Consider the following 23,270-nt stretch of genomic DNA (forward strand, 5'->3'; position numbering starts at 1 on the left):
CACTCCACAGCCACCGCACCCGGCGACTCCACCACCCACCGACCCACCAACTCCGGCACCGACACCTCCGGCACCACCACACCCGAATCGTTCCAGACCCGAAGGAGCCGGTGCTCGTGGACCGAGGTGATGTCGATGGCCGACAGCTTCTCGTCCGGCGCGGCGACGACGCCCTCCACCAGCCGTACGAAGTGGTCCGCCATCCGTTCCACCGTCGGCCGGTCGAACAGGGAGGTCGCGTACTCCAGCCCCCCGCTCAGCGAGCCGTCCGCCTGGCGCCAGACGAACATCGTGAGGTCGGTCTTGGCCACCCGCCAGGCACCCTGGAAGGCGTCCATCAGCACCCCGTCGGCGGCCACCGACGTCGCTCCTTCGTCCTGAAGGTCGAAGGCGACCTGGTACAGGGGGGTACGGGACAGGTCGCGCACCGGCTGGAGCTCGTCCACCAGCCGCTCGAACGGGAGCTCCTGGTGCGCGAATCCGGCCATGGCGGTGTCCTTCGTACGCCCCAGCAGCTCACCGAAGGTGGGATCACCGGACAGGTCGCAGCGCATGACCAGCGAGTTCAGGAAGAAGCCGACCGTGCCCTCGGTCTCCGGCCTCAACCGGCCGGTGACGGGGCTGCCGATGCCGAAGTCGTCCTGGCCGCTGTGGCGCGAGAGCATCGCCGCGAAGACGGCGAGCAGGGTGGCGTACTGCGTCGCGCCGTGGCGCCGTCCGATGCCGCTGAGGGCGTCGGCGAGACCGGCCGGCACCGAAAAGCGCACGCCCTGGCCCTTGCCGTCGCGGCGGGCCGGGCGGGGCCGGTCGGTGTGCAGCTGGAGTTCGCCCATGCCGCGCAGCGCGTTCTTCCAGTAGTCGAGTTCGCGATCGAGGACCGCGTCGTCGGCGCGGGCCGCCTGCCAGGCGGCGTAGTCGGCGTACTGCACGGGCAGTTCCGGAAGGTTTGGCGTGCGGTTCTCCGCCGCGGCGGCGCACAGCTCGCGGATCTCGCGTTCCATCAGGACGGTCGACCAGCCGTCGCTGGCGATGTGGTGGGTCGTCACGAGCAGCACCGGGCCGCCGACGGGGACCCGTACGAGCAGGGCGCGCCACAGCGGCCCCTCGGTCAGGTCGAATCCGCGGGCGAACTGCTCACCGAACAGGCGCTCCAGCTCCGCCTCGTTGGCGTCCTCCACCCGCAGTTCGACCGGCTGGGCCCCGGCCACGATCTGGCGCGGCTCCTCGCCCTCCAGTACGTACCGGGTGCGCAGAGCCTCGTGCCGTCGCTCCAGTGTGTCGAGTGCGGTACGCACCGTCTCCGTGGCCGTTCCGGAGGGGAGCCTCAGGAACAGCGGTGCCACCCACTCCGGGCTGCCCGGGTGCATGCGGTCCAGGAACCACAACCGGTGCTGGCCGAAGGAGAGCGGCAGCGGCACGTCTCGTCCCACCGGCACGACCGCCGGCACGGCGGGGCGGGCCTCCTCCAGCAGTTTCGCCTGGGCCTCGACCGTGGAGGCGGCGAACAGGCCGCGCAGCTGGACGTTGTCGCCGGACGCCTTGCCCAGGGCGTCCGCCAGGCGGGTCAGGACCAGCGAGGAGCCGCCGAGGGCGAAGAAGTCGTCGTGCACACCGACCCGCTCCACCTGGAGCAGTTGCTCCCACACCTGGGCCACCAGGCGTTCCGCGACGGTGCGGGGCGCGACGTGGGCCGGCCCTTCCATGGCCTGGCGGGTGTCCGGCTGCTCCGGGTCGGGCAGCGCCTTGCGGTCGACCTTGCCGCTGCTGGTCAGCGGGAAGGCGTCGAGCGGTACGAAGAGGGCGGGGATCATCGGCTCGGGAAGCCGCCTGCGCAGGAAGCTGCGCAGTTCGTCGCGGGGGATGCGGCGGGCGGACACCAGGTGGGCGACCAGCCGCTTGCCGCCGCCGGCGGTGTACGCGCCGACCGCGGCGCCCCGTACGTCGGGGTGCGCGTTGAGGGCGGCCTCGACCTCGGCCGGCTCGATCCGGACGCCGTTCACCTTGACCTGGTGGTCCACCCGGCCGAGGTAGGCGAGGGTGCCGTCGGAGCGCCAGCGGGCGAGGTCGCCCGTGCGGTACATGCGGCTGCCGTCCGGGCCGTGCGGGTCGGGCACGAAGCTCTCGGCGGTCTGGGCGGGGTTGCCGACGTAGCCGCGTGCCGTGCCGACGCCGCCGGCGTACAGCTCGCCCACGACGCCGATCGGCACCGGGTCGAGTTCCTCGTCGAGCACGTAGACGCGCATGTTGTCGATGGGCCGGCCGATCGGCACAGCCTCGGTGTGCAGTTCCGGGTCGAACTCCTGGCCCGTGACGTCGATGGAGCACTCGGTGGGGCCGTAGGTGTTCCACACCTTCGCGCCGGTGGGCTCGCCGAGTCTGCGGCAGAGCTCGGCGTCGAGTGCCTCTCCGGCGGAGAAGACCAGCCGCAGCCCCGTGCACTCGGACCAGCCGGGCTCCTGGGCGAGGAGCCGCAGTACGGACGGCACTCCCTGGAGGACGGTGATGCGCCGCTCGGCCACGGTCCGTACCAGCAGTGCGGGATCCGACTCGGCGCCCTCGGGGGCCATGACGACCGTTCCGCCGGCCACCAGCGGCGCGAAGAGCTCCAGGGCCGCGGCGTCGAAGGTGAGCACGGTCTTCTGGAGCATCCGGTCGTCCGGGGTGAGCTCCTGCCGGTTCACCGTCCAGGCCACCCTGTTGGCGATGCCGCCGTGCTCGACGAGCACGCCCTTGGGGCGGCCCGTGGAGCCGGAGGTGTACGTGAGGTACGCGGCGTGCCCGGGGTGTGCCGCGACCGGCTCCGCGCCGGTCCCGGCGTCGGCGTCGTCTGCGGTCGTGGGGGCGTCGAGGAGCACCACGTCCTCGGGTACGGCTCCGGCGAGGGCCGCGGCCGAGGCGCTCACGGTCAGCACCGTCCGCACTCCGCTGTCGGCAATCATCCAGGCGACGCGCTCGGCCGGGTGGCCGGCGTCCAGCGGCACGTACGCCGCACCGGCCTTCCAGACGCCCAGGAGCGCAGCGAGCAGCTCACGGCCGCGCGGCAGGCAGACGGCCACCCGCGCCTCGGGGCCCACGCCGCGCCCCCGCAGGAGTCGCGCCACGCCGTTCGCGCGCCGGTCCAGCTGCGCGTACGTCATCGCCCCTTGTGCGTCCTCGACCGCGGTGGCGTGGGGGGTACGGACGGTCTGCTGGGCTATCAGTTCGTGCAGCGGGACAGACATCTCTTCTCCAGAGGTGTTGATCAGTGCGGCGTTCGGTGGTGGTGGCCCGAGTGCGCGAGCGGTCCGGGGCCTAGTGCGTCCGGGCCGGCAGGAATCCGTCGACGCGGGTCCCGACGCCGCCGCGCCGCGCCTCGTCGCGGACGAAGCCGGCCAGCGCCAGGTCGAGGACGCCGAGCCCGAACGGGGAGTACACCAGCGGTTTCACGGGGTCGGGCTCCAGCCGGGCGGTGCCGCGCAGCAGCGCGCCGATGGAGGCGTCGACGAAGTCGCGGCCCCCGGTGGCCTGCTCCGCGAGGTGCAGTGAGGTCTGCTCGCGGCACACGTGGTCGGGGTCGTCGACGATGTTGTGCGCGCCCAGGACGGCGGGCACGGTGAGGTCGCGCAGGGAGATGTGCAGGACGACCGTTCCCGGCGGGCAGGCGTCGAGGCCGGTGTACGGCGAGGCGGCCGTCGTCGCGAAGGACACCAGGTCGTGGGCGCCGAGCGCCTCGTCGAGGGACGCGCAGTGGCGCACTTTCGCGCCGGGCAGCAGACGGGCGTGGTCGGCGGTGAAACGCCTGGCGCGCTCCATGTCCGTGTCGTACACGGCGAGGGAGTCGAGCTCCGGCCGTTCGACGGCGAGGAAGCGCAGCACCTCGCGGTTGATGACACCGGTGCCGATCAGCGTGACTCCGGACGGCCTGCGGTCGCCCAGGAGCACCCGGGCGCCCAGCGCGGCCGAGGCCGCGGTCCGCCGGGCGGAGATCAGTGAGCCCTCGACGAGCGCCTCGGGATGTCCGTTGTCCAGCGAGTTGAGCAGGACGGCGGCGCTGGCGCGCTCGAGGCCGGCGGCGACGTTGCCCGGGAAGGAGGAGATCCACTTCATCCCGGCGACTTCGCCGGACCCGCCGCCGGGCTCGCCGTCGCCGCCGTCCGCGCCGGCCCCGAGGTATCCGGGAAGGCCGATGATCCGGTCTCTCGGCCGGTCGGGGAAACGCAGGAACACGGAGTGCGGGAGGACCGTGCGGCCCTCGTCGTGGCGTTGGTACGCCTCGGAGACGAGGTCGATGACCTCCTTCTCCCGGCCGGACAGGAGTCCGGCCACTTCGCCGTGTTTGATGATCAGCATGCGCCCACCGCCAGTGTGTTTTCGGGTTCGTTCCACAGATGTGAGACCTCTCCGAAGTGGGCGCGCACCCAGTCGTCGGAGTAGATGGTGTCGAGGTAGCGGTCGCCGCGGTCGGGGAAGATCATCACGCAGTTGCTGCCGGCCGGAATGCGGTCGGCCATCTTCCCCAGCGCGGCGGCCACGGCACCGGACGAGCCGCCCGCGAGAATCGCCTCACGGTCCGTCAGGGTGCGGCAGGCGACGACGCATTCGAGGTCGGAGATGAGCATGACCTCGTCGGCGAGCGACGGGTCGAACAGCGCCGGCTTGATCGCCGCCCCGTGCCCGGGCAGCAGCCGGGGGCCCGAAGGGCCGCCGAACAGTACGCTGCCCATCGCGTCGACCCCCACCAGCGTGGTGCTCAGCCCCCGCTCCCGGATGTACTGCGCGCAGCCGGTCATCGTTCCCCCGGTGCCGGTCGAACAGAACAGGTAGTCCACCTGGTCGTCCAGCGCCTCGGCGATCTCGCGCATGGTCTGCACGTGGGCCCGGGGGTTCAGCGGGTTGGCGTACTGGTTGGGCCAGTACGCCCCGGGGATCGAGGCCACCAGCTCGCGCACCCGGGCGAGGCGCATGGGGAGGTAGGCGCGCGTGTCGGGGTCGGTCTCGGTGACCATCTCGACGGTGACCCGGTAGGCGCGCAGGATGGCCAGGTTCTGCGTGGTGGTCTTGGGGTCGACGACGCAGATGAAGTCGATCCCGAAGTACCGGCAGATCTGCGCGATGCCGATCGCCAGGTTCCCGGAGCTGGACTCCACGACCGTCGACCGCCCCGGTACGAGCTCACCGCTGCGGATCCTGCCGAGCAGCATCGACAGCGCGGACCGGTCCTTGACGCTGCCGCCGGGGTTGAACGCTTCGAGCTTCGCGAAGACGCGCGAGCCGAAGCGGGGCAGCAGCCCGCCGAGTTCCACCAGGTGCGTGTTGCCGACGCCGTCGAGGATGCCCCGGAGTACGGGTTGCCTCATGATCCGTCGCCGGTGTTGCCGCCCAGGGCCAGCAGCGCGCGCTTCTGCGCCGCGTCCGTCAGCGGAATCCGGGAGATCGGGCGCTCCGGTGTCTCGACGGCAGCCGTCATGAAGCGGACGAGCTGGTCGAAGAGCCGCTCCACGGTGCCGCGTTCGAAGAGCGCCGTGTCGTAGCGCAGTGCGACGGTCAGCCCGTGCGCGTCACGGGTGACCTCCACGGAGATGTCGCACTGTCCCTCCAGGTGCGGGATCTCCAGGTACGTGGTGGTCAGGCCGGCCACGTCGAGGGGCACCCCGGCGACCGCGCCGGCCAGGTCGGACCCGAAGCGGTCCGTGGTGACCATGGTCATGGAGATCCGGAACAGCGGCCCGTCGGCCCCCGCGGCACGCGCGACGAGCGGGTACGGGTAGGTGGCGCGGGCGGTGGCCTGCCGGAGGCGGCCGTTGGCCGCGGCCGTCACCTCGCCGAGGGTGCTGTTCCGGTCGAGCACGGCCCTGACGAGCACCGGGTTGACGAAGTAGCCGACGACCTCCTTCGAGGCGGAGCGGCGCACCGAGGCCGGGCAGGCGACGAGGAAGTCCGTCTGTCCGGTCCAGCGGTTCACCAGCGCTTGCAGCGAGCCGAGCGCCAGGGCGAACTGCGAGATCTCCTGCGCGGCGGCGGCTCGCGCGATCCGCTCGGAGAGCTCGTCCGGCAGCCGTCGCACGAGGCTGGCCCCGGTGAACGACGAGACGGCCGGCCGGGGCCTGTCGGTGGGCAGTTCACCGGGGACCGACCCGGCGCACTGCTCCTGCCAGTACTCCCCCTGCCGCTGTCCGCGGGAGGATTCGAGCAGGGCCCGCTCGCTCTCGACGAAGTGGTCGTACTCGACGGGGACGGGAGTCCAGCCGGGCTCCTTGCCCTCGGCGAACGCCGCGTACGCGTCCAGCAGATCGCGCCACAGCAGCCACTGCGAGATGGCGTCCGTCGCGATGTGGTGGGTGAGCGCCAGCAGTACGGCGTCGTCGCGGCGGCGCCACAGCACCACCCGGAACGGTCCTTCCCGCGAGAGCCGGAAGGGGGTCGCGGCCTCCGCCGCGACGAGGCGCTCCAGCTCGGCGTCGTCGGCGTCCGGGACGTCACGCACGACGAGTTCGCCGACGTCGCCGGGGTCGCGCACCAGCCGCTGGGGCCTGCCGTCAACCTCGGCGTACACCGAACGCAGCATCGGGTGCCGTCCGGTGAGCGCCCGGGCCGCCCGCGCCAGGACCACCGGGTCCGGCGCGGGCTCCATCCGGACACCACCCGCGAGGTTGTAGGTCGCGCTGTCGGGAGCCAGTTTGTGGAGCAGCCACAGGCCCTCCTGGCCCACCGACAGGGGCTTCGCCCCGCCCATGGGGTCCGTGTGGTCCATGGGTCAGACTCCTGCCTTCGCCGCCGTCAGAAAGTCCGCGACGTCGGAGACGCGCAGCAGATCACCGACCTTCTCGTCCGGAACCGTCTGGTTGAACGTCTTCTCCACAGCGGCCAGCAGGTCGATGCGGGTGAGGGAGTCCATGCCGAGCTCCTCGAAGCTGGACTCGGCGGTGACGTCGCCCTCCAGGTCCGGCGCCGTGCGCAGCGTGAGGTTGATGATCTCGACAATGAGTTCGTCTCTGGTCATGGTCTTCCGTCTCTCTGTAGTGGTGCGGGTGGATGGGTGTGCGGTGCGGGTGGTGCGGCCGTACGTCCCGGTCACGGCATCCGGACGACCTGGCCGGCGTACGTCAGGCCGGCGCCGAAGCCGAGCAGCAGCACGTTCTGGCCCGGGGTGCTGCGGCCGCTGTCCTTGAGCCGGCTCAGGGCCAGCGGCACCGAGGCGGCGGAGGTGTTGCCGGTGTCGACCACGTCGTTGACGACGCGCTCCGGCGGAAGGCCGAGGTTCGCGGCGAGCGTCTTGATGATGCGGTTGTTGGCCTGGTGCGGTACGAACCAGTCGATGTCCGCCATGGTCAGTCCGGCGGCGGCGCAGGCGCGGTGGGCCACGTCCGGCATGGTGGCCGTGGACCACTTGTAGACGAGCGGGCCGTTCATGGTGACGTACTCCCGGCCGTCCGCCTTCTCGGTGATCCCGAGCACCTCGTGCCGCGCGCCGTCGCTGCCCCAGACCGCCGGTCCGATGCCGGGCTCGTCCGAGCGGGAGACGACCGCAGCTCCGGCGCCGTCGCCGAAGATGACGAAGGTGTCGGGGTCGGCGGGGTCGATCCACTCGCTGGTCCGTTCGGCGCCGACGACCAGGACGTGGCGCGCCTCACCGAGCCGTACGGCGTTGGACGCCATGGCGAGCGAGTAGGTGAAGCCGGCGCAGACCGCGTTCAGGTCGTACGCACCGGAGTTGGGCAGTCCGATGCGGCTGGCCACCTCGGGGGCGATGCCGGGCATCCGCCGGCGGCGGGTGGCGCTGGCGACGATCGTCAGGTCCACCTCGCCCGGGTCGATGTCCGCCGACACGACGGCCTTCTCGCCCGCCGCCGCCGACATCGTGACCAGGTCCTCCTCGTCGGAGGCGTGGTGACGGGTCTTGATGCCGGTCCGGGTCTCGATCCACTGCGGCGAGACCGTCGTCAGCGGCGACAGCTCCTCGTTGGACACCAGCCGGGCCGGCCGGTACACGGCCAGACCGGAGATCCGCGATCCGTACGTCTTGAGCATGTATCCCTCAACTCCCCGTCGAGGCGTCGGCGTCCGACGGCTCTGCCATGGCCACGGCGATCCGCCGCGGCCCGGTGAACGGCTCGCGCGCGTGCGCGGCCAGCATGTTGTCGACGACCAGCACGTCGTCGCGCTGCCAGTCGAAGCGGACCGCCGCCGACCGGTAGGCCGTGCGCAGGTGGTCCGTCACCTCGTCGGGAATGGCCCCGCCGTCCCCGTAGAAGGTGTTCGTCGGCAGGTCCTCGTCGGCGAAGATCGCGCGCAGACCGGCGCCGACCTCCGGGGCGAGGGTGCTGACGTGGAAGAACGTCGCGTGGTTGAACCACACTTCCTCGCCGGTGACCGGGTGGCGGTGCACCGCCCGCCGTACGGCGGTCGTGCGCAGACCGCCGTCCGGCCGCCACTCGGCGGTGATCCTGCGCTCCTCGCAGTACGCCTCCACCGCGTCCTTGTCCGAGGTGTTGAACGCCTCCTGCCAGGGCACTCCGAAGCCGGCGTGGAAGTTGCGCACGACCTGCCAGCCGCGCGCCTCGAACTCGGCGCGGACCCCGGGGTCGACGGCCCGCAGGACCTGACGGATGTCGGCGAGCGGGGTGGCGCCCCGGGTGACGGGCGGCTCGACGCAGTAGAAGTACAGCGTCCGGGGCCAGACCGCCTGGTAGGAGTTCTCGTTGTGGAGGAAGATCTCCTCGTTCTGCGGGTAGTCGGTCGAGGTGTAGACCTGCCCCTTGATGGTGCTGCGGGGCGAGGAGCGCTCGGCGTACGCCAGCGGCGGCGCGGCGGAGAACGCCCGCACGGTGCCGTCGAAGCCGTCGACGCCGCCGACCTCGAAGCCGCGCAGCAGCAGCGCGCCGCGCTCGGTGAGCAGCTCGCGCAGCTCGGCCCGGTGATCGGTGATGTAGTCGTGGATGCCGGTGCCGGGGGCCGCCGGGCGTCGCATCCCGGGCACGGTTCCGCTCCCCACCCAGCCGGCGGGTGTCTCTTCCGAGGTGATGGTCATGGTCAACTCGCTCTGTCGTCGAAGAAGTCGGGCACGCCGGGGCCCTCGGGGCACACCGCGCGGTGCGGTCCGACCGGCGGGGGCGTCGTCAGTCGGACATCGCCACGAGGACGCGGCGGTCCCCGGTGAACGGACGCCGGCCGTGGGCCAGCAGGACGTTGTCGATGAGCAGCAGGTCACCCGTGCGCCAGTCGACGTCGACGGCGGCCTCCAGCCCGCGGTCGCGGACCTGGACGACGTACTCGGCGGGGATCGGGCTGCCGTCGGCGAACCGCACCGACTGCGGCAGCTCGTCCTCGGAGAGGATCTGCGCGAGCTCGGCGGCGGTGTCGTCACCGAGGCCGGCCGGGTGCCACTGGTCGGCCTGGTTGAACCACACCTCCGCACCGGTGACCGGGTGCCGGGTGGTGGACGGACGCTCGGACTCCACCCGCAGGCTGCCGTCGCGCCGCCACTCCCACTCGGCTCCGGCGTTCTTGAGGAACGCCTCCACCTCCGCCCGGTCGGCGGTCTCGAAGGTGTCCTGCCAGCTCTTGCCGAGGCCGTAACCGTCGTGCAGGTTCTGTACGTAGCGCACGCCGCCGGCGAAGGCTTCGCGGACCTCGGGGTCCAGGACCGCCAGCCAGCGCTCGGCGTCCAGCACCGGGGTGGCGCCGCCGCCGCCGGGCTGCACCTGGCAGAAGAACGCCAGCCGGGAGGGCCAGGCGTGGGCGTAGCTCATCTCGTTGTGCATCGAGATGGTGAACTCCCGCGGGTACTCGGTCGAGGTGTAGACGTTGCCGCCGACCTTGGTGCGCGGCGAGTTGCCGTGCACGTACGCGAGCCGGTTCGGCAGCAGCCGGTCCAGCGCCGTGTCGAGCGTCTGCGGGGTGATCCCGAAGCCGCGGAACACCAGCGCCTTCTCCCGTACGAGGGTCCCGGCCAGGCCGGTTTCCAGTTCCTCCAGGCGGCTCAGCAGTTCACCGGTCCCGCCCTCGCCCTTCGCTTCGATCTCCAGTGGTGCCCAAGGCGTCGGACTCGTCACGGCGCCGCTCCTCTCGCTGTTGTGATGAAGCCTTCGTCGGCTGTCAGTTCCGCAGGCCGGACGGGATCCGGGCCAGCCGCTCCGCGATGTCCGCGGTGAGCTCCGCCTCTCGCGGGGCGAGGTAGAAGTGGTCCCCGGGGAACGTCCGCAGCGCGAACCCGCCGGTCGTCAACTCGCTCCACGCGGTGAGCCGTTCGTACGAGATGCCGGGGTCGCGGTCGCCCTGGTACGCGACGACCGGAGCGCGCAGCACCGCCGGGCTGTGCGGGCGGTACGTCTCGACGAGCCGGTAGTCGGAGCGCAGCACCGGCAGCAGCAGCTCCCGGAGTTCGGGGACCGCGTAGGGGTCGCCGCCCAGGGTGCCGAGCCGCGACACCCCGGCGACCAGTACGTCGTCGGCGGCCCGGTGCAGCGTGGTGGGCGCGGTCCGGTGCGGGGCGTTGCGCCCCGAGAGCATGAGCAGGACCGGCCCTCCGGCCGCCCCCGCCTCCCGCCGCACCGCCACCTCGTAGGCCACCGCGGCGCCCATGCTGTGGCCGAAGAAGGCCATCGGCAGGTCGCCGTACGGGACGAGTGCGTCCGAGATCCGGCCGGCCAGCTCGTCCATCGACTCGACGCACGGCTCGCCCATCCGCTCCTGCCTGCCCGGGTACCGGACCGCGAGGACCTCGATGTCGGCGGGGAGCCGCGAGGACCAGCCGTGGAACAGCTGGGCGTTGCCGCCGGCGTGCGGGAAGCAGACCAGCCGCAGCCGCGGCGCGCCCGTCCGCGCGTACCTGCGGAACCAGACCCCGGACGCGCTCACAGCGCCATGCCTCCGTCGATCCGGACCACCTGTCCGGTGATGTACTCCGCCTGCGGGGAGGCCAGGAAGGAGACCAGGGAGGCCACCTGCTCGGGGGTGCCGAAACACCCCATGGGGATGCGGGCGAGGGCGTCCTTCGCGACGGCCTCCGGCACGGCCGCGACCATCTCCGTGTCGATGAAGCCGGGCGCGACCGCGTTGGCGCGCACGCCGTAGCGCCCGAACTCCTTGGCCAGCGCCTGCGTCAGGCCGATGATGCCGGCCTTCGACGCCGAGTAGTTCGTCTGCCCCGCGTTGCCGACGACTCCGGCCACGGAGGAGAGCGTGACGACCGTTCCCGCCCTGCGCCGGATCATCGAACGGACCACCGAGCGCAGCAGGTTGTACGTGCCGTCGAGGTTGGTGCTCAGTACGGAGTCCCACTCGTCGTCCGACATCAGCGCCAGCGGGCGGTCACGGGTGATCCCCGCGGAGGTGACCACCGCCGACACCGGGCCGAGATTCGCCTCGACGTCCGCGACGAACGACCTGACGCCGACCCGGTCGGCCACGTCGACCCGGCGGATCAGTGCCCGCCGTCCCGCTGCCCGTATCTCCTTCTCGACCTGCTCCGCCGCCGTGTCGTCCGACCGGTAGCAGATCGCCACGTCGAAGCCGTCCCGTGCGAGCCGGGTGGCCACCGCCCGGCCGATGCCGCGCGACCCTCCGGTGACCAGTGCCACCTGGGTCTCTTGATCCGCCTGTGCCTCGTGATCCGCCATGCCGCCCCCATCCGTTCGAATGAGTCGAGCGTGCGTTCACTGGCTATATCTGGCCTATACGGCATCCAGCACCGCCCGGAGGGCGTGCGTCGGCCCCGGTACTGTGACGGCCCATGACCCTGCTTCCGACCGGCGGCCCGGTTCCGGCCGGTGTGCTGGCCTCGCTGCTCCCCCGGCAGGTCACCGCCGTCGACACGTTCCACGACAGCGCCGAACGCTTCCTGTTCCCGCAGGAGCGCGCCCTGGTGGCGGCGGCCGTCCCCAAGCGACGGCACGAATTCACCACGGTCCGCCACTGCGCGCGCACCGCTCTGGCCAGTTTCGGCTTGCCTCCGGCGCCGATACTCCCGGGCCCCCGGGGCGCGCCCCGCTGGCCCGCCGGGATGGTCGGCAGCCTCACCCACTGCGCGGGCTACCGCGCGGCGGCCGTCGCGCGGGACACGACGGCGGCGGGTCTGGGCATCGACGCCGAGCCGGCCGAACCGCTGCGCGACGAGGGCGTGCTCCGCATGGTCACCGTCGCCGCCGAGCGCACCGCGTTGCGCGAACTGGCCGCGCACCGGCCCGGCATCCCCTGGGACCGGTTGCTGTTCAGCGCCAAGGAGTCCGTCTACAAGGCCTGGTCCCCGCTCACCGGCCGGTGGCTCGGTTTCCACGACGCCCAGGTCACCCTGCGCCCGGACGGCACTTTCACCGCCGCCCTGCTGGTCCCGGGCACCACCCTGACCGGGGGTGATCTCACCGGCTTCGACGGCCGCTGGCAGGTGCGCGACGGCCTCGTCGTCACAGCGGTCACGGTGCCCGCGCAGCGCTCCGACGGCACCGCTTGAAAGATCAAAACAGCGGCGGGTTAGCATATGAGCGCCGCCTAGCTCGAAAGATAAACCTGTGACTGTCAATGACGACTCGTTCACCAGCTGGAAGACCCGCGAGGAGATCGCGGAGTCGATGATCCCGATCATCGGGAAGCTGCACCGGGAGCAGGACGTCAACGTCCTGCTTCACAGCCGCTCCCTGGTGAACAAGTCGGTGGTCAGCATTCTCAAGACCCACCGGTTCGCCCGGCAGATAGCCGGCGCGGAACTCTCGGTCACCGAGACGCTTCCGTTCCTGCGAGCCCTCTCCACGCTCGACCTGGGCCCGTCCCAGATCGACATCGGGATGCTCGCCGCGACGTACAAGACAGACGGCCGCGGGCTCTCGGTGGAGGACTTCACCGCCGAGGCCGTCGCCGGCGCCACCGGTGAGAACAAGATCGAGCGCAGCGAGGGACGCGACGTCGTCCTCTACGGGTTCGGCCGCATCGGCCGCCTCGTCGCCCGCCTCCTCATCGAGAAGTCCGGCTCCGGCAACGGTCTGCGCCTGCGCGCCATCGTCGTCCGCGGTGGCGGCCGGGCCGCCGAGGATCTCGTGAAGCGCGCCTCGCTGCTGCGCCGCGACTCCATCCACGGCCAGTTCCAGGGCACGATCACCGTTGACGAGGCGAACAGCACGATCGTCGCCAACGGCAACGAGATCAAGGTGATCTACGCCAACGACCCGTCCGAGGTCGACTACACGGCGTACGGCATCAACGACGCCATCCTCATCGACAACACCGGCAAGTGGCGTGACCGCGAGGGTCTGTCCAAGCACCTGCGCCCCGGCGTCGACAAGGTCGTCCTCACAGCTCCGGGCAAGGGCGACGTCCCGAACATCGTGCACGGCGTCAACCACGACACGATCAAGCCGGACGAGCAGATCCTGTCCTGCGCGTCCTGCACCACCAACGCGATCGTCCCGCCGCTGAAGGCGATGGCGGACGAGTACGGCGTTCTGCGCGGCCACGTGGAGACCGTCCACTCGTTCACCAACGACCAGAACCTTCTGGACAACTACCACAGTTCGGACCGTCGCGGCCGTTCGGCGGCGCTCAACATGGTGATCACCGAGACCGGTGCCGCCTCCGCCGTCGCCAAGGCCCTTCCGGACCTCAAGGCGAAGATCACCGGCAGCTCCGTCCGCGTGCCGGTGCCGGACGTCTCGATCGCGATCCTCAACCTGCAGCTCGCGCGGGAGACCACGCGCGAGGAGGTCCTCGACCACCTCCGCGACGTCTCGCTGACCTCGCCGCTCAAGCGCCAGATCGACTTCATCACCGCCCCGGACGCGGTGTCGAGCGACTTCATCGGCTCCCGCCACGCCTCGATCGTCGACGCGGGCGCCACGAAGGTGGAGGGCGACAACGCGATCCTCTACCTCTGGTACGACAACGAGTTCGGCTACTCCTGCCAGGTCATCCGGGTCGTCCAGCACGTCTCCGGCGTCGAGTACCCGACGTTCCCGGCCCCGGCGGCCTGACCCGACGCACTGCCCGGCCCGGCTCCCCGCTCCACGGGGCGCCGGGCCGCACTGCTGTCGCAGCCCGCGGAGAAGCCGACCCGGAGCCCCGTCCCGGAGAGCCCTCGCTGCCGGGAACGGGCTGTGCCGGTGGCCGGTTCACGCGGCGGCGTGCGCCGGCGAAGCGGCCTCCCAGGCGAACCCGTCCGGGTCGGTGAAGGGCCCGGCGTCGCCGCCGATCACGAGCCGGTGCGATCCGGAACCGTCGGGAGAGACGCCGAGATCCTTGGCCAGGGCGCGACGCCGGTACAGCGCCAGCTTGACGGGACTCTCCCCGGCGGCGAACTCGACGTACACGCGGCCGAAGCTCTTCGCCACGGCGAGGCCCTGTCCGACGTAGAACCGCTTGCTCGCGGCCACGTCCGCGACGCCCAGCAGGAGCACGATCTCGTCGATCTGCCGGGTGGCGGGGCCGGTGTCCTTCTTCGCCGACGTCGCGATCTTCCAGATGGTCCCGTCCGGGGCCTGTACGACGCCGCCGTAGCCCCAGAGCGACTTCGAGGCGGGCTTCAGGGCCGTCGCGCCGGCGGCGAGGGCGGCGTCCACGAGGCTGTCGACGGTGGCCGGCCGGGACACCGTGAGCGCCAGAGTGAACCCGCGGAAGCCGGTCGCCGGCGCCTGCGAGGCCCGCAGGCGCAGCTGCGTGTCCAGGCCGAAGGCGGCGGTGTAGAAGGAACGGGCGGCCGTGGGATCGGCCACGTCGAGGGTGACGGATGTGATGGTTGCCATGTCCCTCACGCTAGTGGGGGCTCCGCGGCCGGTGCTTCTCCATTCCTGACCGGTCTGCGCGTACGGCGACCGGTCTGCGCGTACGGCGACCGGTCTGCGCGTACGGCGCCCGAGCCGTACGCGTGCCGGAACCTCGGCGCGCTCGGCGGGCCGGTGGGCGGCGCGCGGCGGCCGGACCGCTCAGCGGACCTCCTGGATGCGGATCAGATTGCCCGCGGGGTCGCGGAAGGCGCAGTCGCGGATGCCGTACGGCTGCTCGGTCGGCTCCTGTACGACCTCGGCGTCGCCGGCCCGCACCTTCTCGAACGTGGCGTCGAGGTCGGGGGTGGCCAGCAGGATCCAGCCGTAGGTGCCCTTGGCCATCATCTCGGCGATGGTGCGGCGCTCGTCGTCGGTGACCCCGGGGTCGACAGCCGGCGGCGCGAGGAGGATGGACGTCCCGGGCCGGCCGGCGGGGCCGACCGTGATCCAGCGCATTGTGCCCTCCCCCACGTCGCTGCGGACCTCGAAGCCGAGCATGTCGCGGTAGAACGCCAGAGACGCGTCCGGGTCGTCGTGCGGGAGGAAGCTCGTGTGAATGGTGATGTCCATGAAGGTCACCCTAGGGGCGGCTTCCGGGCCGGCGCCGGTCCATCCCCGACTGACGCGCTCGCCTGCCCCGAACGGCACGGCCGCGTCCCCGCCGTCACAGCCGTGGGCGGCGGTTCAGCAGTCGTCGTCGCACAGGCCGGTTCCGCAGCACACGGGCAGGACGTCGCCCGCGCTCTCACGGAGACTCCGCAGGCGGGCCCGGTCGGGCTCCACGACGGTGAGGATCCCGAAGGCCGTGCCGGCCGCGCCGGCGGAACGCCCCGACGCGACCTCCTCGTACAGCAGCCACAGCCCCTGCGCGGCGAGGTCGTCTGGGCTCCGGTCCGGACCCACTGCCGACGAGCCGCAGCAGATCCTCGGCGAGGTGCTCCGCCGAGTCGCCGCAGCCGCACCGCATGCCGCGCCAGTCGTGCCGGGACACCTCCGTCTCCAGCAGGCGCCCGGCTCGCACTGCGCCCGGCGTGGTTACTGGTCCGAGTAGCTGAAGTCCCCCACCGTCCACGCGCTCACGTCCTCGATGGCGATGCGGTACATGCCGCCGGTCTCGGGGATCCCCACGTTGCCCTGGAGGATCCTCGCGACGTGGAAGTGCAGGTGAGTGGGTGCGGGCGGCTCGGCGGGGTCGGGGCTCGAGTGGGCGCTGGACGTCATGAAGATGCTGGAGAAGGGGCCGAGGCGATCGGAGTCCTTGAGCACTTCGGCGACACGCTGGCGCCACACGGCCTCGGGAGCCAGCCGTCCGGTGATGACGGCGCCTCCGGTGACCACGGTGAGGGACATCTGATTGCAGTGCTCGGACTCAACCATGGCGGCGACATCGACGAGCAGACCATCAGGGTTCGACATGGCACGTGATTTTACTACCGTCCGGCCCGGCCGCCAGTACGACTTGGAACCGGCCCCCGCGCCGGATCGCGGACAGCTCACCAGCACGCCGCGGTGGCGACGGTCGCGACGGCGAGTGCCGACCGGCGTGTAGTCGAGCGCATGCGGACCGGCACCGCGGCCGCCGGGGGCCGGGGCCGTCGCCCAGCGGCTCTCTTCGGCCGATGCATGAAGCCGCTCGGCACGAGCCCGGGGCCTCCACAGCGGCCCGTACAGCGCGGTCGGAAGGTCCTCGGCGGGCGCGCCGGGCGATTCAGGCCAGAAGGGTCGACCGCGGGTCGCCACAGGTGTAGACCACTGCTAAGTTGGTCGCGCTCCCCGCACGCTTCGTAGCACTCTGTGACGTGAGAGGTCCCCATGCCCCGTTCATCGCACCCCGCTTCCCCCGCGACCCCCGTCTACCTGCGCATCGCGGCAGCGCTCGCGCGGGACATCGAGCGGGGGACGATCCCGGCGCACTCCAGGCTTCCCGCCGAACGCGCGCTGGCCGCGCGGTTCGACGTCAACCGGCAGACCGTACGGGCAGCCCTCCAGCATCTGCGCGACCAGGGGCTGGTGCTGACGGACCGCCGGGGCACCTACGCCGTCGACCGCGGCGCCCCGGACGCTGCGCCGACCGCCGCGCCGCGGTCGGCGGTGCGGGACCTGCCGGCCTTTCCGGCGCCCCCGGCCGGGGGTCCCACCTCGGGCAGGCTGTTCAGCGCGTCGGTGTCGCCGTCGCTCGCCGCCCAACTCGGCCTCGCCGGCGGGCGGGCGACGCTGATCCATCACCACCGCGTCCTCAACGCGGCGGGGAAGGCCGTCCAGGACGCCGTGACGTACTTCGCACCCGCGGCCGTGGCCGAGGTTCCCGAACTGGCCCGCTATCTCACGCGGGTTCCCGTCACCGATCCCGACCTGAGCCTGCTCTACCTGTGGCTGGAGCGGGCCGGCCTCCGGGCGGTGGTACGGGAGACCATCACCCTGACGCGGCACGACAGGAGGGGCCCGGCCGTGCCCGGCCTGAGCATGCGGCGGCGCATCCACGACCAGCACGCCCGCCTGCTCGCCATCACCGACCTCGGCTTCACCCAGGCGTGGCAGGAGATCACTCTCGAATACACGAACCCGTCCGCGAGCACCCACAGCCTCCGGCCCCTGTCCCCCCTATCAGCCGGCAGGTGAGCCGCGACAGGACGCGGGGGACGCACCGGCCGCGCGGCGGCGATTTCCGCGCGTTCTCGGCGGAGCGGCGCACGCACCGGTGATGCGCCGGCTCAGGGCCTCTCTCCTGCGGTGACGCCCGTACGGGCCGCACAGCGGTCCCTCGCGCCGCCCGCGACGGGGGACTTGCCACCCGGAGGCCACGGACCGCGAAGGCTCGGCCGAGCTGGGGTTCTGCGCCCGCGCGCGCCCTCGAGGACCGACGATCCGTAACACGGCGGCAGCTTGCGCAAGTTGGCGAAATTTCTTTCAAGCGGTCGCCCACCTTCTCTACTCTCACTTCCGCACTGTTCGAGAAGTGAAGGGTTGATCATCAATGCGTCCCACCATGCGTTCAATTTCGCGCGCCGCTTCGGCTGGCCTGATGGCCATAGCAGCGTGTCTCACCCAGGCGACCGGCGCCGGTGCGACCGCCCAGAACGGGGAACCGGCCCCCTCTTGTGTTCAATACTCGACGAGTTGGCGCTACACGCTCGTCACCAACACCTGCGACGCCACTCATCACGTCACGGTCGAGTACCGCGACGGCGGCGTCGCCCCCTGCCGGACCGCCGGGTCCGGCGACACCCTGACCTTCCCCGGTTACGGCACCGGGAACAACGGCGTCCTGGCCGTGACGCTGTGCCCCGCGCCGGAAACAATTTAAGTCCCAACATCTTGACGCCCCGTCACACCGGCCACATATTACGAGCCAGTACAACCGACCGGTAACACTGCGCGCAGTGCCTCGCACTCCCGGCGGCGGGCGAACGGGACCGCCCTGCCGCCGGTCCGGCGTGCCGACTGGCCCTCCCCGGCGGCCAGAAGGCGCCCCGCCCCCCTCACCCCGCCACGAGAGGCACTGCCATGCGATCAGTTCCAACGAGCCGTCGCGCCCGCACCGCCGCCGCCGTCACCGCCGTAACCGCGGCCCTGGCCACCGCCGCCGGCCTCGGCGCCGGACCCGCCGCGGCCGCCGGCACCGCGGTCGACCGCTATGTGGCCCTGGGCGACTCGTACGCCTCGGGAGCCGGCGTTCCGAACCAGACCGACTCCAACTGCATGCGCTCCGACCGCAATTACCCCGCCCTGCTGAACGCCGCCCTCGCCCCCGCCGCCCACAAGGACGTCACCTGCGGAGGGGCCACCACCGTGCACATGACCTCCGCACAGAACGCGTCCGCGCCGCCGCAGCTCGACGCGCTGAGCGCCGACACCGACCTGGTCACCCTCACCATCGGCGGCAACGACGTCGGCTTCGCCAACATCATCGTCCGCTGCGTGAGCCTCGGAGCGTTCAACCTCGGCGGCTCGCCCTGCAGGAACAGTTACACCTGGACGGGCACCGACCAGCTCGCCGCCACCGTCAACGCCACCGCCCCCAAGATCGCCGCCGCCATCGACGGCATCCGCCAACGCGCCCCGCAGGCCAAAATCCTGGTCACCGGCTACCCGGCGATCCTTCCCGACAACGGCACGAACTGCCCCTGGGTCGCGACCATCGCCAAGGGCGACGCCCCGTGGCTGCGCGACACCCACAAGCGCCTGAACACCATGATCGCCACCCAGGCCGCCGCGCGCGGAGCCGTCTACGTCGACACCTACACCAAGTCCATCGGCCACGACATCTGCAAGCCGGCCGGCACCCGTTGGATGGAGCCGCTCGTCACCAACGCCGCCGCGCCCTTCCACCCCAACGCGGCCGGTGAGCGGGCGATGGCCGACGCCGTACTCGCCGCCGCCCGCTGACCGGCGAACGGCCGGGCGGCGGACCGCCGCCGCTCAGGGCGCCTCCACCAACGGGGGCTCCCCCAGGGGGACGGTGAGCGCCTCGCGCAGGGCTCCGACGGCATCGGCACCGATGCGTTCGGCCAGGACACCCTCGATGACGGCGAGGGTGTCCTGGGCGCGCCGGTGCACACGGGCGCCCTCGCCGGTGGGACGGATCAGGCGGCTGCGGGCCGAGGCGGGATCGGGTGCCTGCTCCAGCAACCCCATGCCGATGAGGGCGTGCACGGCCTGGTGCGCGGTCTGGCGGGTGACGCCCATCCGGCGGGCCAGCTCGGAGACCGTGGTGCCCCCGTCGTCGAGAGCGGCGAAGACGGCCGCCTGCCCGACGGTGACCGGCTGCTCGCCGGCTGCCCGCATGCTGGCCAGCAACGCGTCGTCGAACCAGCGCTTGGCCTCGGTGAGCAGCTGGGGCAGGTTGCGTGCGGGGGGGGTCATGGCTCCTCGGAGGACGGGGTGTCGAGCATAGCGGCCGTACGGGGTGACCCCCGGGGACTTTGTCAGGTAGCCTGACGTTTATCGCTTCGTCGTGCCGGAGGTTCCCATGACCATGGAGTTCGCCCGCCCTCACCGCCCTGGGTCGCACATCCCGGCTGAGCCGGGGAAGCCGTACTTCATCGAGAAGGGCATGGGCGACCGCGCCCTTCTGTTCACCGACCTGGTCACCGTCTACGCGGGCGGCGAGCAGACCGAGAACACCTTCAACTTCTTCACCGTCGAAGGCCCCAGGGGCGATGTGATCCCGGCCCACGTCCACTCCGACACGTACGAGGTCTTCTACGTCACCGACGGCGCGGTGCGGCTGTTCGCCGAGGACCTGGAGGGCGAGCAGTACGAGAGGCTGCTCACCGCCGGGGACTTCGGATTCGTTCCGAAGAACTGCCCGCACGCCTACCGCATCGAACGCCACCACAGCCGGGTCGTGGGTGTGGCGGCCGGACCCGGCGGCACCTTCGAGCGGTTCTTCGAGAACCTCGGCGTCCCGACCGACGAACTCGGCCTGCCGCCCGAGCCGTACGTCCCCGCACCGCACAAGTTCGCCACCGTGCCGCAGCGCTACGACGTGCGCTTCCTGCCCGGCCACCAGTGGCGCACCGGGAGCTGATCCCGGTGGCGTACGTCCAGGCGTGGTCGACTGGCGTGCTGGTCGGCGTCCTGTACGCGGCGCTGCGGGTCTGCTGGGCCTGGCCGGACTGCTGGGTGTCGGCGCCGGCGAGCGCGCGGCCACGGTGTTCGGCGCCCGGGCGGCCCGGCGCCGCGCCCGACACCGACCCGCCCACCCCGCCCGCCCCCAGGGGGCGCGCCCCAGACCGAGAGAGGCACCCATGCCGCCGACGCCCGACCTCACCGCCTTCCTGGCCGCGCCCGCCCCCGAGCTGCTGCCGCTGCCGCCCGCCGCGCACCCCGCCCCCGGCGTACGGCTGCTGCGCGGTGTCCCGTACGCCTACCGCGCGGGCGTCCGGCCCCTGGAACTCGATCTGTGGCTGCCCGAGTCCGGCGAAGCGCCCGGCCCCCTTCCGGTCGTCGTATACCTCCACGGCGGGGGCTGGCGCGCGGGCACGCGCACGGAGATGGGGCCGCGCTTCCGGAACTGGAGCCCCGACCCCTTCGCCCGCCTCGCCCAGGCCGGGTTCGCGGTCGCCAGCGTCGACTACCGGCTCAGCGGTGAGGCCGTCCACCCGGCCCAGCTCGACGACGCGACAGCGGCTCTGGCCTGGCTCGGAGCCCGGGCCGGCGAGCTCGGTCTGGACATGCGCCGGACCGTGACGTGGGGCGAGTCCGCCGGTGCCCACCTCGCCGCCCTGCTCGCCCTCACCGCACCGGTGAGCGGCTGCGTCGCCTGGTACGGACCCACCGACCTGACCACCCTGCCCGGCCAGTGTCAGCCGGGCTCCTACGACGCCGCCGACCCCACCACCCGGGAGGCCCTGCTGATCGGGGCGGCGCTCGCCGACGCGCCGGACCGGGCCCGCGCCGCGAGCCCGGTCGCCCATGTGAGCGCCGGCGCGCCACCGTTCCTGGTCCTGCACGGCGCCGAGGACGCGCTCATCCCGCTCGCCCAGGGCGAGCAACTCGCCGCCGCCCTGCGGAAGGCGGGCGTCTTCGTGGACTTCCGGCCCGTGCCCGGCGCCGACCACGGGTGGGCGGGCCTGCCGGACGAGGACGCCGAGCGGTGCTTCACCGCGTCCGTGGACTTCGCCCGCGCCTGCACCGCGGGCCCGCTTCCGCCCGTACACCCCCAGTCCGGTGCCGGTGCCGGTGCCGGGCCGCCGGGCGCACCGGCGGCCCGGCACACGCTCAGCGGTGGCGGAACGAGCGTTGACCGTTTCTCCCGCAGCGCCGTAGTGTGAGGGAGCCAACACCGCTAATCGCTCATTGGGCGCATTATGGTCGCACCGTTTCCCACCCGTCGCCGGGCCGCCGTACTCCTCGGTTCGGCCCTCCTGGTCACCGGCCTGCCGTTCACGCTGTCGGCGTGCGGCTCCAGTGATCCTCCGGCCGCCCGGCAGGCCGGCGAGCCGGTTCGCGTGTCCCTGGCCTTCGGTTCCTCGCTCACCGACGCGGTGAAGGAGCAGGCCACAGCGCAGGACGCGGCGGCGCGCGAGGCCGCCGAACGCCGGGCCGAGAAGACGCCCGGGCGGGACGCGGCGTCCGATCCGCCCGGGTCCGCCACCGAGCGCGGCCGCGTCTGCACCACCGACCCGGCCGACCGCTCGGCGTGCCGCAACCCGAGCGGGACCATCGACCCCGACGGCGGTGACCTGGACGGCGACGGCGTCTTCGAGCCGCACGAGCCGGTCGGTCCCGGATACCGGGACCCGCGCGCGTACGACGGCGGCAAGACCTCCGGCGAGACCCAGTGCGAGTGGCTGCGCTCTCAGGGCATCGCCTGCTGAGGCGGTTCGAAGTCGCCGCGCACGGTGACCCTCCGGGGGTCTGACGCGGCCGGCTTCGCCGCCGCCGACGCGGTGTACGTGTCACCGCCCGCGTCGCGGTCGCCCTCCGCGTGGTTGTACTGGCCCGCGAAGACGTGGGTGCCGGCCGGAACCGTACGCCCCTCCTTGAGCCTCCAGCGGAAGACCAGGGCTCCCCCCTCCTCCCGTACGGAGACCGCGACATCGCCGGCCGGGAGGGAGCGCCAGCTGCCGGTGTGCGTGACCCCGCCCGTCTGACGGACGCGCAGTTCGACCGTGAGGGCCGTGAGCGGCTCACGGGTCTTCAGCCGCACGTTGCTCTGCGCCCAGTACCGATTGCTGTGCGGGTCCACCGACCCGTCGGCCGACAGCCGGGCCGGCTCCCGGACAGGGTCGCCCCGGTCGGTGCCGGCCGGGGGCGGCGCCGTCACGTGCGCGGCCCCGGCGTCCCGCGTCACGGAGGTCACCGCGTACCCGCCCGCCACCAGCGCCCCCACCACCGCGGCGGTGGCGCCAGCGACGCGCAGCCACACGCCCGGGGCGCCGGTCCGGCGGTCCGCCGGCTCGCGCTGCGCCGCCATGCCGCGTTCCACCCTGGCCAGCATCCGGGCGCGGTCGGGCCGGTGCGCCTCGGCCGCCTCGCTCAGCCGCCTGCGGAGTTCGCCGTCCATCAGCGCCTGCCTCCCACGAGTTCCTCGGCGCTGCCGCTGCCCAGCAGCTTCTCCAGCTGCGCCACGCCCTTCGAGGTCTGGCTCTTCACCGTACCGACCGAGATCCCGAGTGCCAGGGCGGTGTCCCGCTCGGAGAGGTCGAAGGCGTGGCGCAGCACCACACAGGCGCGTTTGCGGAACGGCAGTGCGCGCAGTGCCTCTCGCACGTCGACAACGGCCGGCACGTCCGGGTCCTGGGCGTACTCGGCGCGATGCGGCCAGAACAGGGCGATACGGCGGCGTTCCCGTACGGCGCCGCGTATCCGGCTGCGCGCGAGGTTGGCGACGACGCCCCTCGCGTACGCCGCCGGGTGCTCGGCGGCCCGTACGCGGTCCCAGCGGTGCCAGACGGCGAGGAGCGCGTCGGCCGCCAGGTCGTCGGCGGCGTCCGCGTCGCCCGTCAGCAGGTGGGCGAGGCGGGCGAGGCCGGCGTGGTGGCGCTCGAAGAACTCATGGAACTCCGCGGCGGCATCCGGCGCGCCTGTGTCCACGGG

25 protein-coding genes are annotated in these 23,270 nt (G+C 72.4%); 8 read left to right on the top strand and 17 right to left on the bottom strand.

Annotated elements, in window-relative coordinates; translation table 11 throughout:
- From AC07FK_RS24030 to fabG, 10 genes are all read right to left on the bottom strand, one after another.
- Positions 1-3,221: amino acid adenylation domain-containing protein (locus tag AC07FK_RS24030; RefSeq protein ID WP_479106990.1), on the bottom strand; the 3,221-nt coding region annotated here is incomplete at its 3' end.
- A 70-nt stretch (positions 3,222-3,291) separates the two neighbouring features.
- A complete protein-coding gene (gene sbnB, locus AC07FK_RS24035) occupies positions 3,292-4,329 on the bottom strand; it encodes a 2,3-diaminopropionate biosynthesis protein SbnB (protein WP_479106991.1) in 1,038 nt (345 codons plus the stop codon).
- Positions 4,323-5,336 carry a 2,3-diaminopropionate biosynthesis protein SbnA gene (gene sbnA, locus AC07FK_RS24040; RefSeq protein WP_479106992.1) on the bottom strand — a complete coding sequence of 338 codons (1,014 nt, stop codon included), beginning with the start codon at positions 5,334-5,336 and terminating at the stop codon, positions 4,323-4,325. The genes sbnB and sbnA overlap by 7 nt, the downstream gene beginning before the upstream one ends.
- The gene (locus AC07FK_RS24045) at positions 5,333-6,730 is read right to left on the bottom strand and encodes a condensation domain-containing protein (RefSeq protein ID WP_479106993.1); all 1,398 of its coding nucleotides are present in this window, start codon (positions 6,728-6,730) and stop codon (positions 5,333-5,335) included. The genes sbnA and AC07FK_RS24045 overlap by 4 nt, the downstream gene beginning before the upstream one ends.
- A 3-nt stretch (positions 6,731-6,733) precedes the next feature.
- Entirely contained in the window at positions 6,734-6,979 is a 246-nt protein-coding gene (locus AC07FK_RS24050) for an acyl carrier protein (RefSeq protein WP_479106995.1), read from the bottom strand.
- Positions 6,980-7,050: 71 nt separating this feature from the next.
- Positions 7,051-8,007, bottom strand: coding sequence for a beta-ketoacyl-ACP synthase III (locus AC07FK_RS24055; RefSeq protein ID WP_479106996.1), 957 nt, complete (start codon positions 8,005-8,007; stop codon positions 7,051-7,053).
- Between the two features lie 7 nt (positions 8,008-8,014).
- Positions 8,015-8,947: a TauD/TfdA family dioxygenase gene (locus tag AC07FK_RS24060; protein ID WP_479107147.1), complete on the bottom strand. Its 933-nt coding sequence runs from the start codon at positions 8,945-8,947 to the stop codon at positions 8,015-8,017.
- A 148-nt stretch (positions 8,948-9,095) separates the two neighbouring features.
- Positions 9,096-10,031 carry a TauD/TfdA family dioxygenase gene (locus tag AC07FK_RS24065; RefSeq protein ID WP_479106997.1) on the bottom strand — a complete coding sequence of 312 codons (936 nt, stop codon included), beginning with the start codon at positions 10,029-10,031 and terminating at the stop codon, positions 9,096-9,098.
- A 43-nt stretch (positions 10,032-10,074) separates the two neighbouring features.
- Entirely contained in the window at positions 10,075-10,836 is a 762-nt protein-coding gene (locus AC07FK_RS24070; RefSeq protein ID WP_479106998.1) for a thioesterase II family protein, read from the bottom strand.
- Entirely contained in the window at positions 10,833-11,597 is a 765-nt protein-coding gene (fabG, locus tag AC07FK_RS24075; protein ID WP_479106999.1) for a 3-oxoacyl-[acyl-carrier-protein] reductase, read from the bottom strand. The genes AC07FK_RS24070 and fabG overlap by 4 nt, the downstream gene beginning before the upstream one ends.
- Positions 11,598-11,749: 152 nt before the next feature.
- On the opposite strand from fabG, the gene AC07FK_RS24080 reads away from it, so the two are divergent.
- Together AC07FK_RS24080 and AC07FK_RS24085 are read left to right on the top strand one after the other, a co-directional pair.
- Complete coding sequence (locus AC07FK_RS24080; protein WP_479107148.1) at positions 11,750-12,427, top strand: 4'-phosphopantetheinyl transferase family protein; 678 nt, start codon at positions 11,750-11,752, stop codon at positions 12,425-12,427.
- 58 nt (positions 12,428-12,485) lie between these two features.
- Positions 12,486-13,937 carry a glyceraldehyde-3-phosphate dehydrogenase gene (locus AC07FK_RS24085; RefSeq protein ID WP_479107000.1) on the top strand — a complete coding sequence of 484 codons (1,452 nt, stop codon included), beginning with the start codon at positions 12,486-12,488 and terminating at the stop codon, positions 13,935-13,937.
- Between the two features lie 138 nt (positions 13,938-14,075).
- Here the strand turns inward: AC07FK_RS24085 and AC07FK_RS24090 are convergent, their stop codons facing one another.
- From AC07FK_RS24090 to AC07FK_RS24105, 4 genes are all read right to left on the bottom strand, one after another.
- On the bottom strand, positions 14,076-14,705 hold the full coding sequence (locus tag AC07FK_RS24090; protein ID WP_479107001.1) for a glyoxalase: 630 nt from the start codon (positions 14,703-14,705) through the stop codon (positions 14,076-14,078).
- Positions 14,706-14,885: 180 nt separating this feature from the next.
- Positions 14,886-15,296 (bottom strand): VOC family protein, encoded by a 411-nt coding sequence (locus AC07FK_RS24095; RefSeq protein ID WP_479107002.1) that lies wholly within the window; start codon positions 15,294-15,296, stop codon positions 14,886-14,888.
- Between the two features lie 114 nt (positions 15,297-15,410).
- The gene (locus tag AC07FK_RS24100) at positions 15,411-15,629 is read right to left on the bottom strand and encodes a hypothetical protein (protein WP_479107003.1); all 219 of its coding nucleotides are present in this window, start codon (positions 15,627-15,629) and stop codon (positions 15,411-15,413) included.
- A 132-nt stretch (positions 15,630-15,761) separates the two neighbouring features.
- Positions 15,762-16,142, bottom strand: coding sequence for a hypothetical protein (locus AC07FK_RS24105; RefSeq protein WP_479107004.1), 381 nt, complete (start codon positions 16,140-16,142; stop codon positions 15,762-15,764).
- A gap of 396 nt (positions 16,143-16,538) precedes the next feature.
- Here AC07FK_RS24105 and AC07FK_RS24110 point away from each other — a divergent pair, with 396 nt between their 5' ends.
- The 3 genes from AC07FK_RS24110 to AC07FK_RS24120 all read left to right on the top strand — a co-directional run bounded on the left by AC07FK_RS24110 (position 16,539) and on the right by AC07FK_RS24120 (position 19,112).
- Positions 16,539-17,345, top strand: a complete 807-nt coding sequence (locus AC07FK_RS24110) for a GntR family transcriptional regulator (RefSeq protein WP_479107005.1) — start codon at positions 16,539-16,541, stop codon at positions 17,343-17,345.
- A 403-nt stretch (positions 17,346-17,748) separates the two neighbouring features.
- The gene (locus AC07FK_RS24115) at positions 17,749-18,030 is read left to right on the top strand and encodes an alpha-amylase (RefSeq protein ID WP_479107006.1); all 282 of its coding nucleotides are present in this window, start codon (positions 17,749-17,751) and stop codon (positions 18,028-18,030) included.
- 200 nt (positions 18,031-18,230) lie between these two features.
- Positions 18,231-19,112: an SGNH/GDSL hydrolase family protein gene (locus AC07FK_RS24120; RefSeq protein WP_479107007.1), complete on the top strand. Its 882-nt coding sequence runs from the start codon at positions 18,231-18,233 to the stop codon at positions 19,110-19,112.
- A 33-nt stretch (positions 19,113-19,145) separates the two neighbouring features.
- Here AC07FK_RS24120 and AC07FK_RS24125 read toward each other — a convergent pair whose 3' ends face one another.
- Positions 19,146-19,589 carry a MarR family winged helix-turn-helix transcriptional regulator gene (locus tag AC07FK_RS24125; RefSeq protein WP_479107008.1) on the bottom strand — a complete coding sequence of 148 codons (444 nt, stop codon included), beginning with the start codon at positions 19,587-19,589 and terminating at the stop codon, positions 19,146-19,148.
- Positions 19,590-19,695: 106 nt separating this feature from the next.
- On the opposite strand from AC07FK_RS24125, the gene AC07FK_RS24130 reads away from it, so the two are divergent.
- From AC07FK_RS24130 to AC07FK_RS24140, 3 genes are all read left to right on the top strand, one after another.
- Positions 19,696-20,256, top strand: a complete 561-nt coding sequence (locus tag AC07FK_RS24130; RefSeq protein ID WP_479107009.1) for a quercetin 2,3-dioxygenase — start codon at positions 19,696-19,698, stop codon at positions 20,254-20,256.
- 220 nt (positions 20,257-20,476) lie between these two features.
- Entirely contained in the window at positions 20,477-21,502 is a 1,026-nt protein-coding gene (locus AC07FK_RS24135; RefSeq protein WP_479107010.1) for an alpha/beta hydrolase fold domain-containing protein, read from the top strand.
- A gap of 36 nt (positions 21,503-21,538) precedes the next feature.
- Entirely contained in the window at positions 21,539-22,048 is a 510-nt protein-coding gene (locus AC07FK_RS24140; protein WP_479107011.1) for a hypothetical protein, read from the top strand.
- Here the strand turns inward: AC07FK_RS24140 and AC07FK_RS24145 are convergent.
- Entirely contained in the window at positions 22,030-22,737 is a 708-nt protein-coding gene (locus AC07FK_RS24145; RefSeq protein WP_479107012.1) for a hypothetical protein, read from the bottom strand. The genes AC07FK_RS24140 and AC07FK_RS24145 overlap by 19 nt on opposite strands.
- The gene (locus tag AC07FK_RS24150) at positions 22,737-23,267 is read right to left on the bottom strand and encodes a SigE family RNA polymerase sigma factor (RefSeq protein ID WP_479107013.1); all 531 of its coding nucleotides are present in this window, start codon (positions 23,265-23,267) and stop codon (positions 22,737-22,739) included. The genes AC07FK_RS24145 and AC07FK_RS24150 overlap by 1 nt, the downstream gene beginning before the upstream one ends.
- Between the last annotated feature and the right edge of the window lie 3 nt (positions 23,268-23,270).

The organism is Streptomyces sp. NPDC046122 (genome assembly GCF_056429965.1).

Bases quoted from the DNA above. Each gene is read 5' to 3' on its own strand.
- AC07FK_RS24095 (WP_479107002.1), bottom strand. From the start codon at position 15,296: ATGGACATCACCATTCACACGAGCTTCCTCCCGCACGACGACCCGGAC.
- AC07FK_RS24130 (WP_479107009.1), top strand. From the start codon at position 19,696: ATGACCATGGAGTTCGCCCGCCCTCACCGCCCTGGGTCGCACATCCCG.
- AC07FK_RS24050 (WP_479106995.1), bottom strand. From the start codon at position 6,979: ATGACCAGAGACGAACTCATTGTCGAGATCATCAACCTCACGCTGCGC.
- AC07FK_RS24115 (WP_479107006.1), top strand. From the start codon at position 17,749: ATGGCCATAGCAGCGTGTCTCACCCAGGCGACCGGCGCCGGTGCGACC.
- AC07FK_RS24125 (WP_479107008.1), bottom strand. From the start codon at position 19,589: ATGACCCCCCCCGCACGCAACCTGCCCCAGCTGCTCACCGAGGCCAAG.
- AC07FK_RS24105 (WP_479107004.1), bottom strand. From the start codon at position 16,142: ATGTCGAACCCTGATGGTCTGCTCGTCGATGTCGCCGCCATGGTTGAG.
- AC07FK_RS24140 (WP_479107011.1), top strand. From the start codon at position 21,539: ATGGTCGCACCGTTTCCCACCCGTCGCCGGGCCGCCGTACTCCTCGGT.
- fabG (WP_479106999.1), bottom strand. From the start codon at position 11,597: ATGGCGGATCACGAGGCACAGGCGGATCAAGAGACCCAGGTGGCACTG.
- sbnB (WP_479106991.1), bottom strand. From the start codon at position 4,329: ATGCTGATCATCAAACACGGCGAAGTGGCCGGACTCCTGTCCGGCCGG.
- sbnA (WP_479106992.1), bottom strand. From the start codon at position 5,336: ATGAGGCAACCCGTACTCCGGGGCATCCTCGACGGCGTCGGCAACACG.
- AC07FK_RS24045 (WP_479106993.1), bottom strand. From the start codon at position 6,730: ATGGACCACACGGACCCCATGGGCGGGGCGAAGCCCCTGTCGGTGGGC.
- AC07FK_RS24090 (WP_479107001.1), bottom strand. From the start codon at position 14,705: ATGGCAACCATCACATCCGTCACCCTCGACGTGGCCGATCCCACGGCC.
- AC07FK_RS24135 (WP_479107010.1), top strand. From the start codon at position 20,477: ATGCCGCCGACGCCCGACCTCACCGCCTTCCTGGCCGCGCCCGCCCCC.
- AC07FK_RS24055 (WP_479106996.1), bottom strand. From the start codon at position 8,007: ATGCTCAAGACGTACGGATCGCGGATCTCCGGTCTGGCCGTGTACCGG.
- AC07FK_RS24145 (WP_479107012.1), bottom strand. From the start codon at position 22,737: ATGGACGGCGAACTCCGCAGGCGGCTGAGCGAGGCGGCCGAGGCGCAC.
- AC07FK_RS24120 (WP_479107007.1), top strand. From the start codon at position 18,231: ATGCGATCAGTTCCAACGAGCCGTCGCGCCCGCACCGCCGCCGCCGTC.
- AC07FK_RS24060 (WP_479107147.1), bottom strand. From the start codon at position 8,947: ATGCGACGCCCGGCGGCCCCCGGCACCGGCATCCACGACTACATCACC.
- AC07FK_RS24110 (WP_479107005.1), top strand. From the start codon at position 16,539: ATGCCCCGTTCATCGCACCCCGCTTCCCCCGCGACCCCCGTCTACCTG.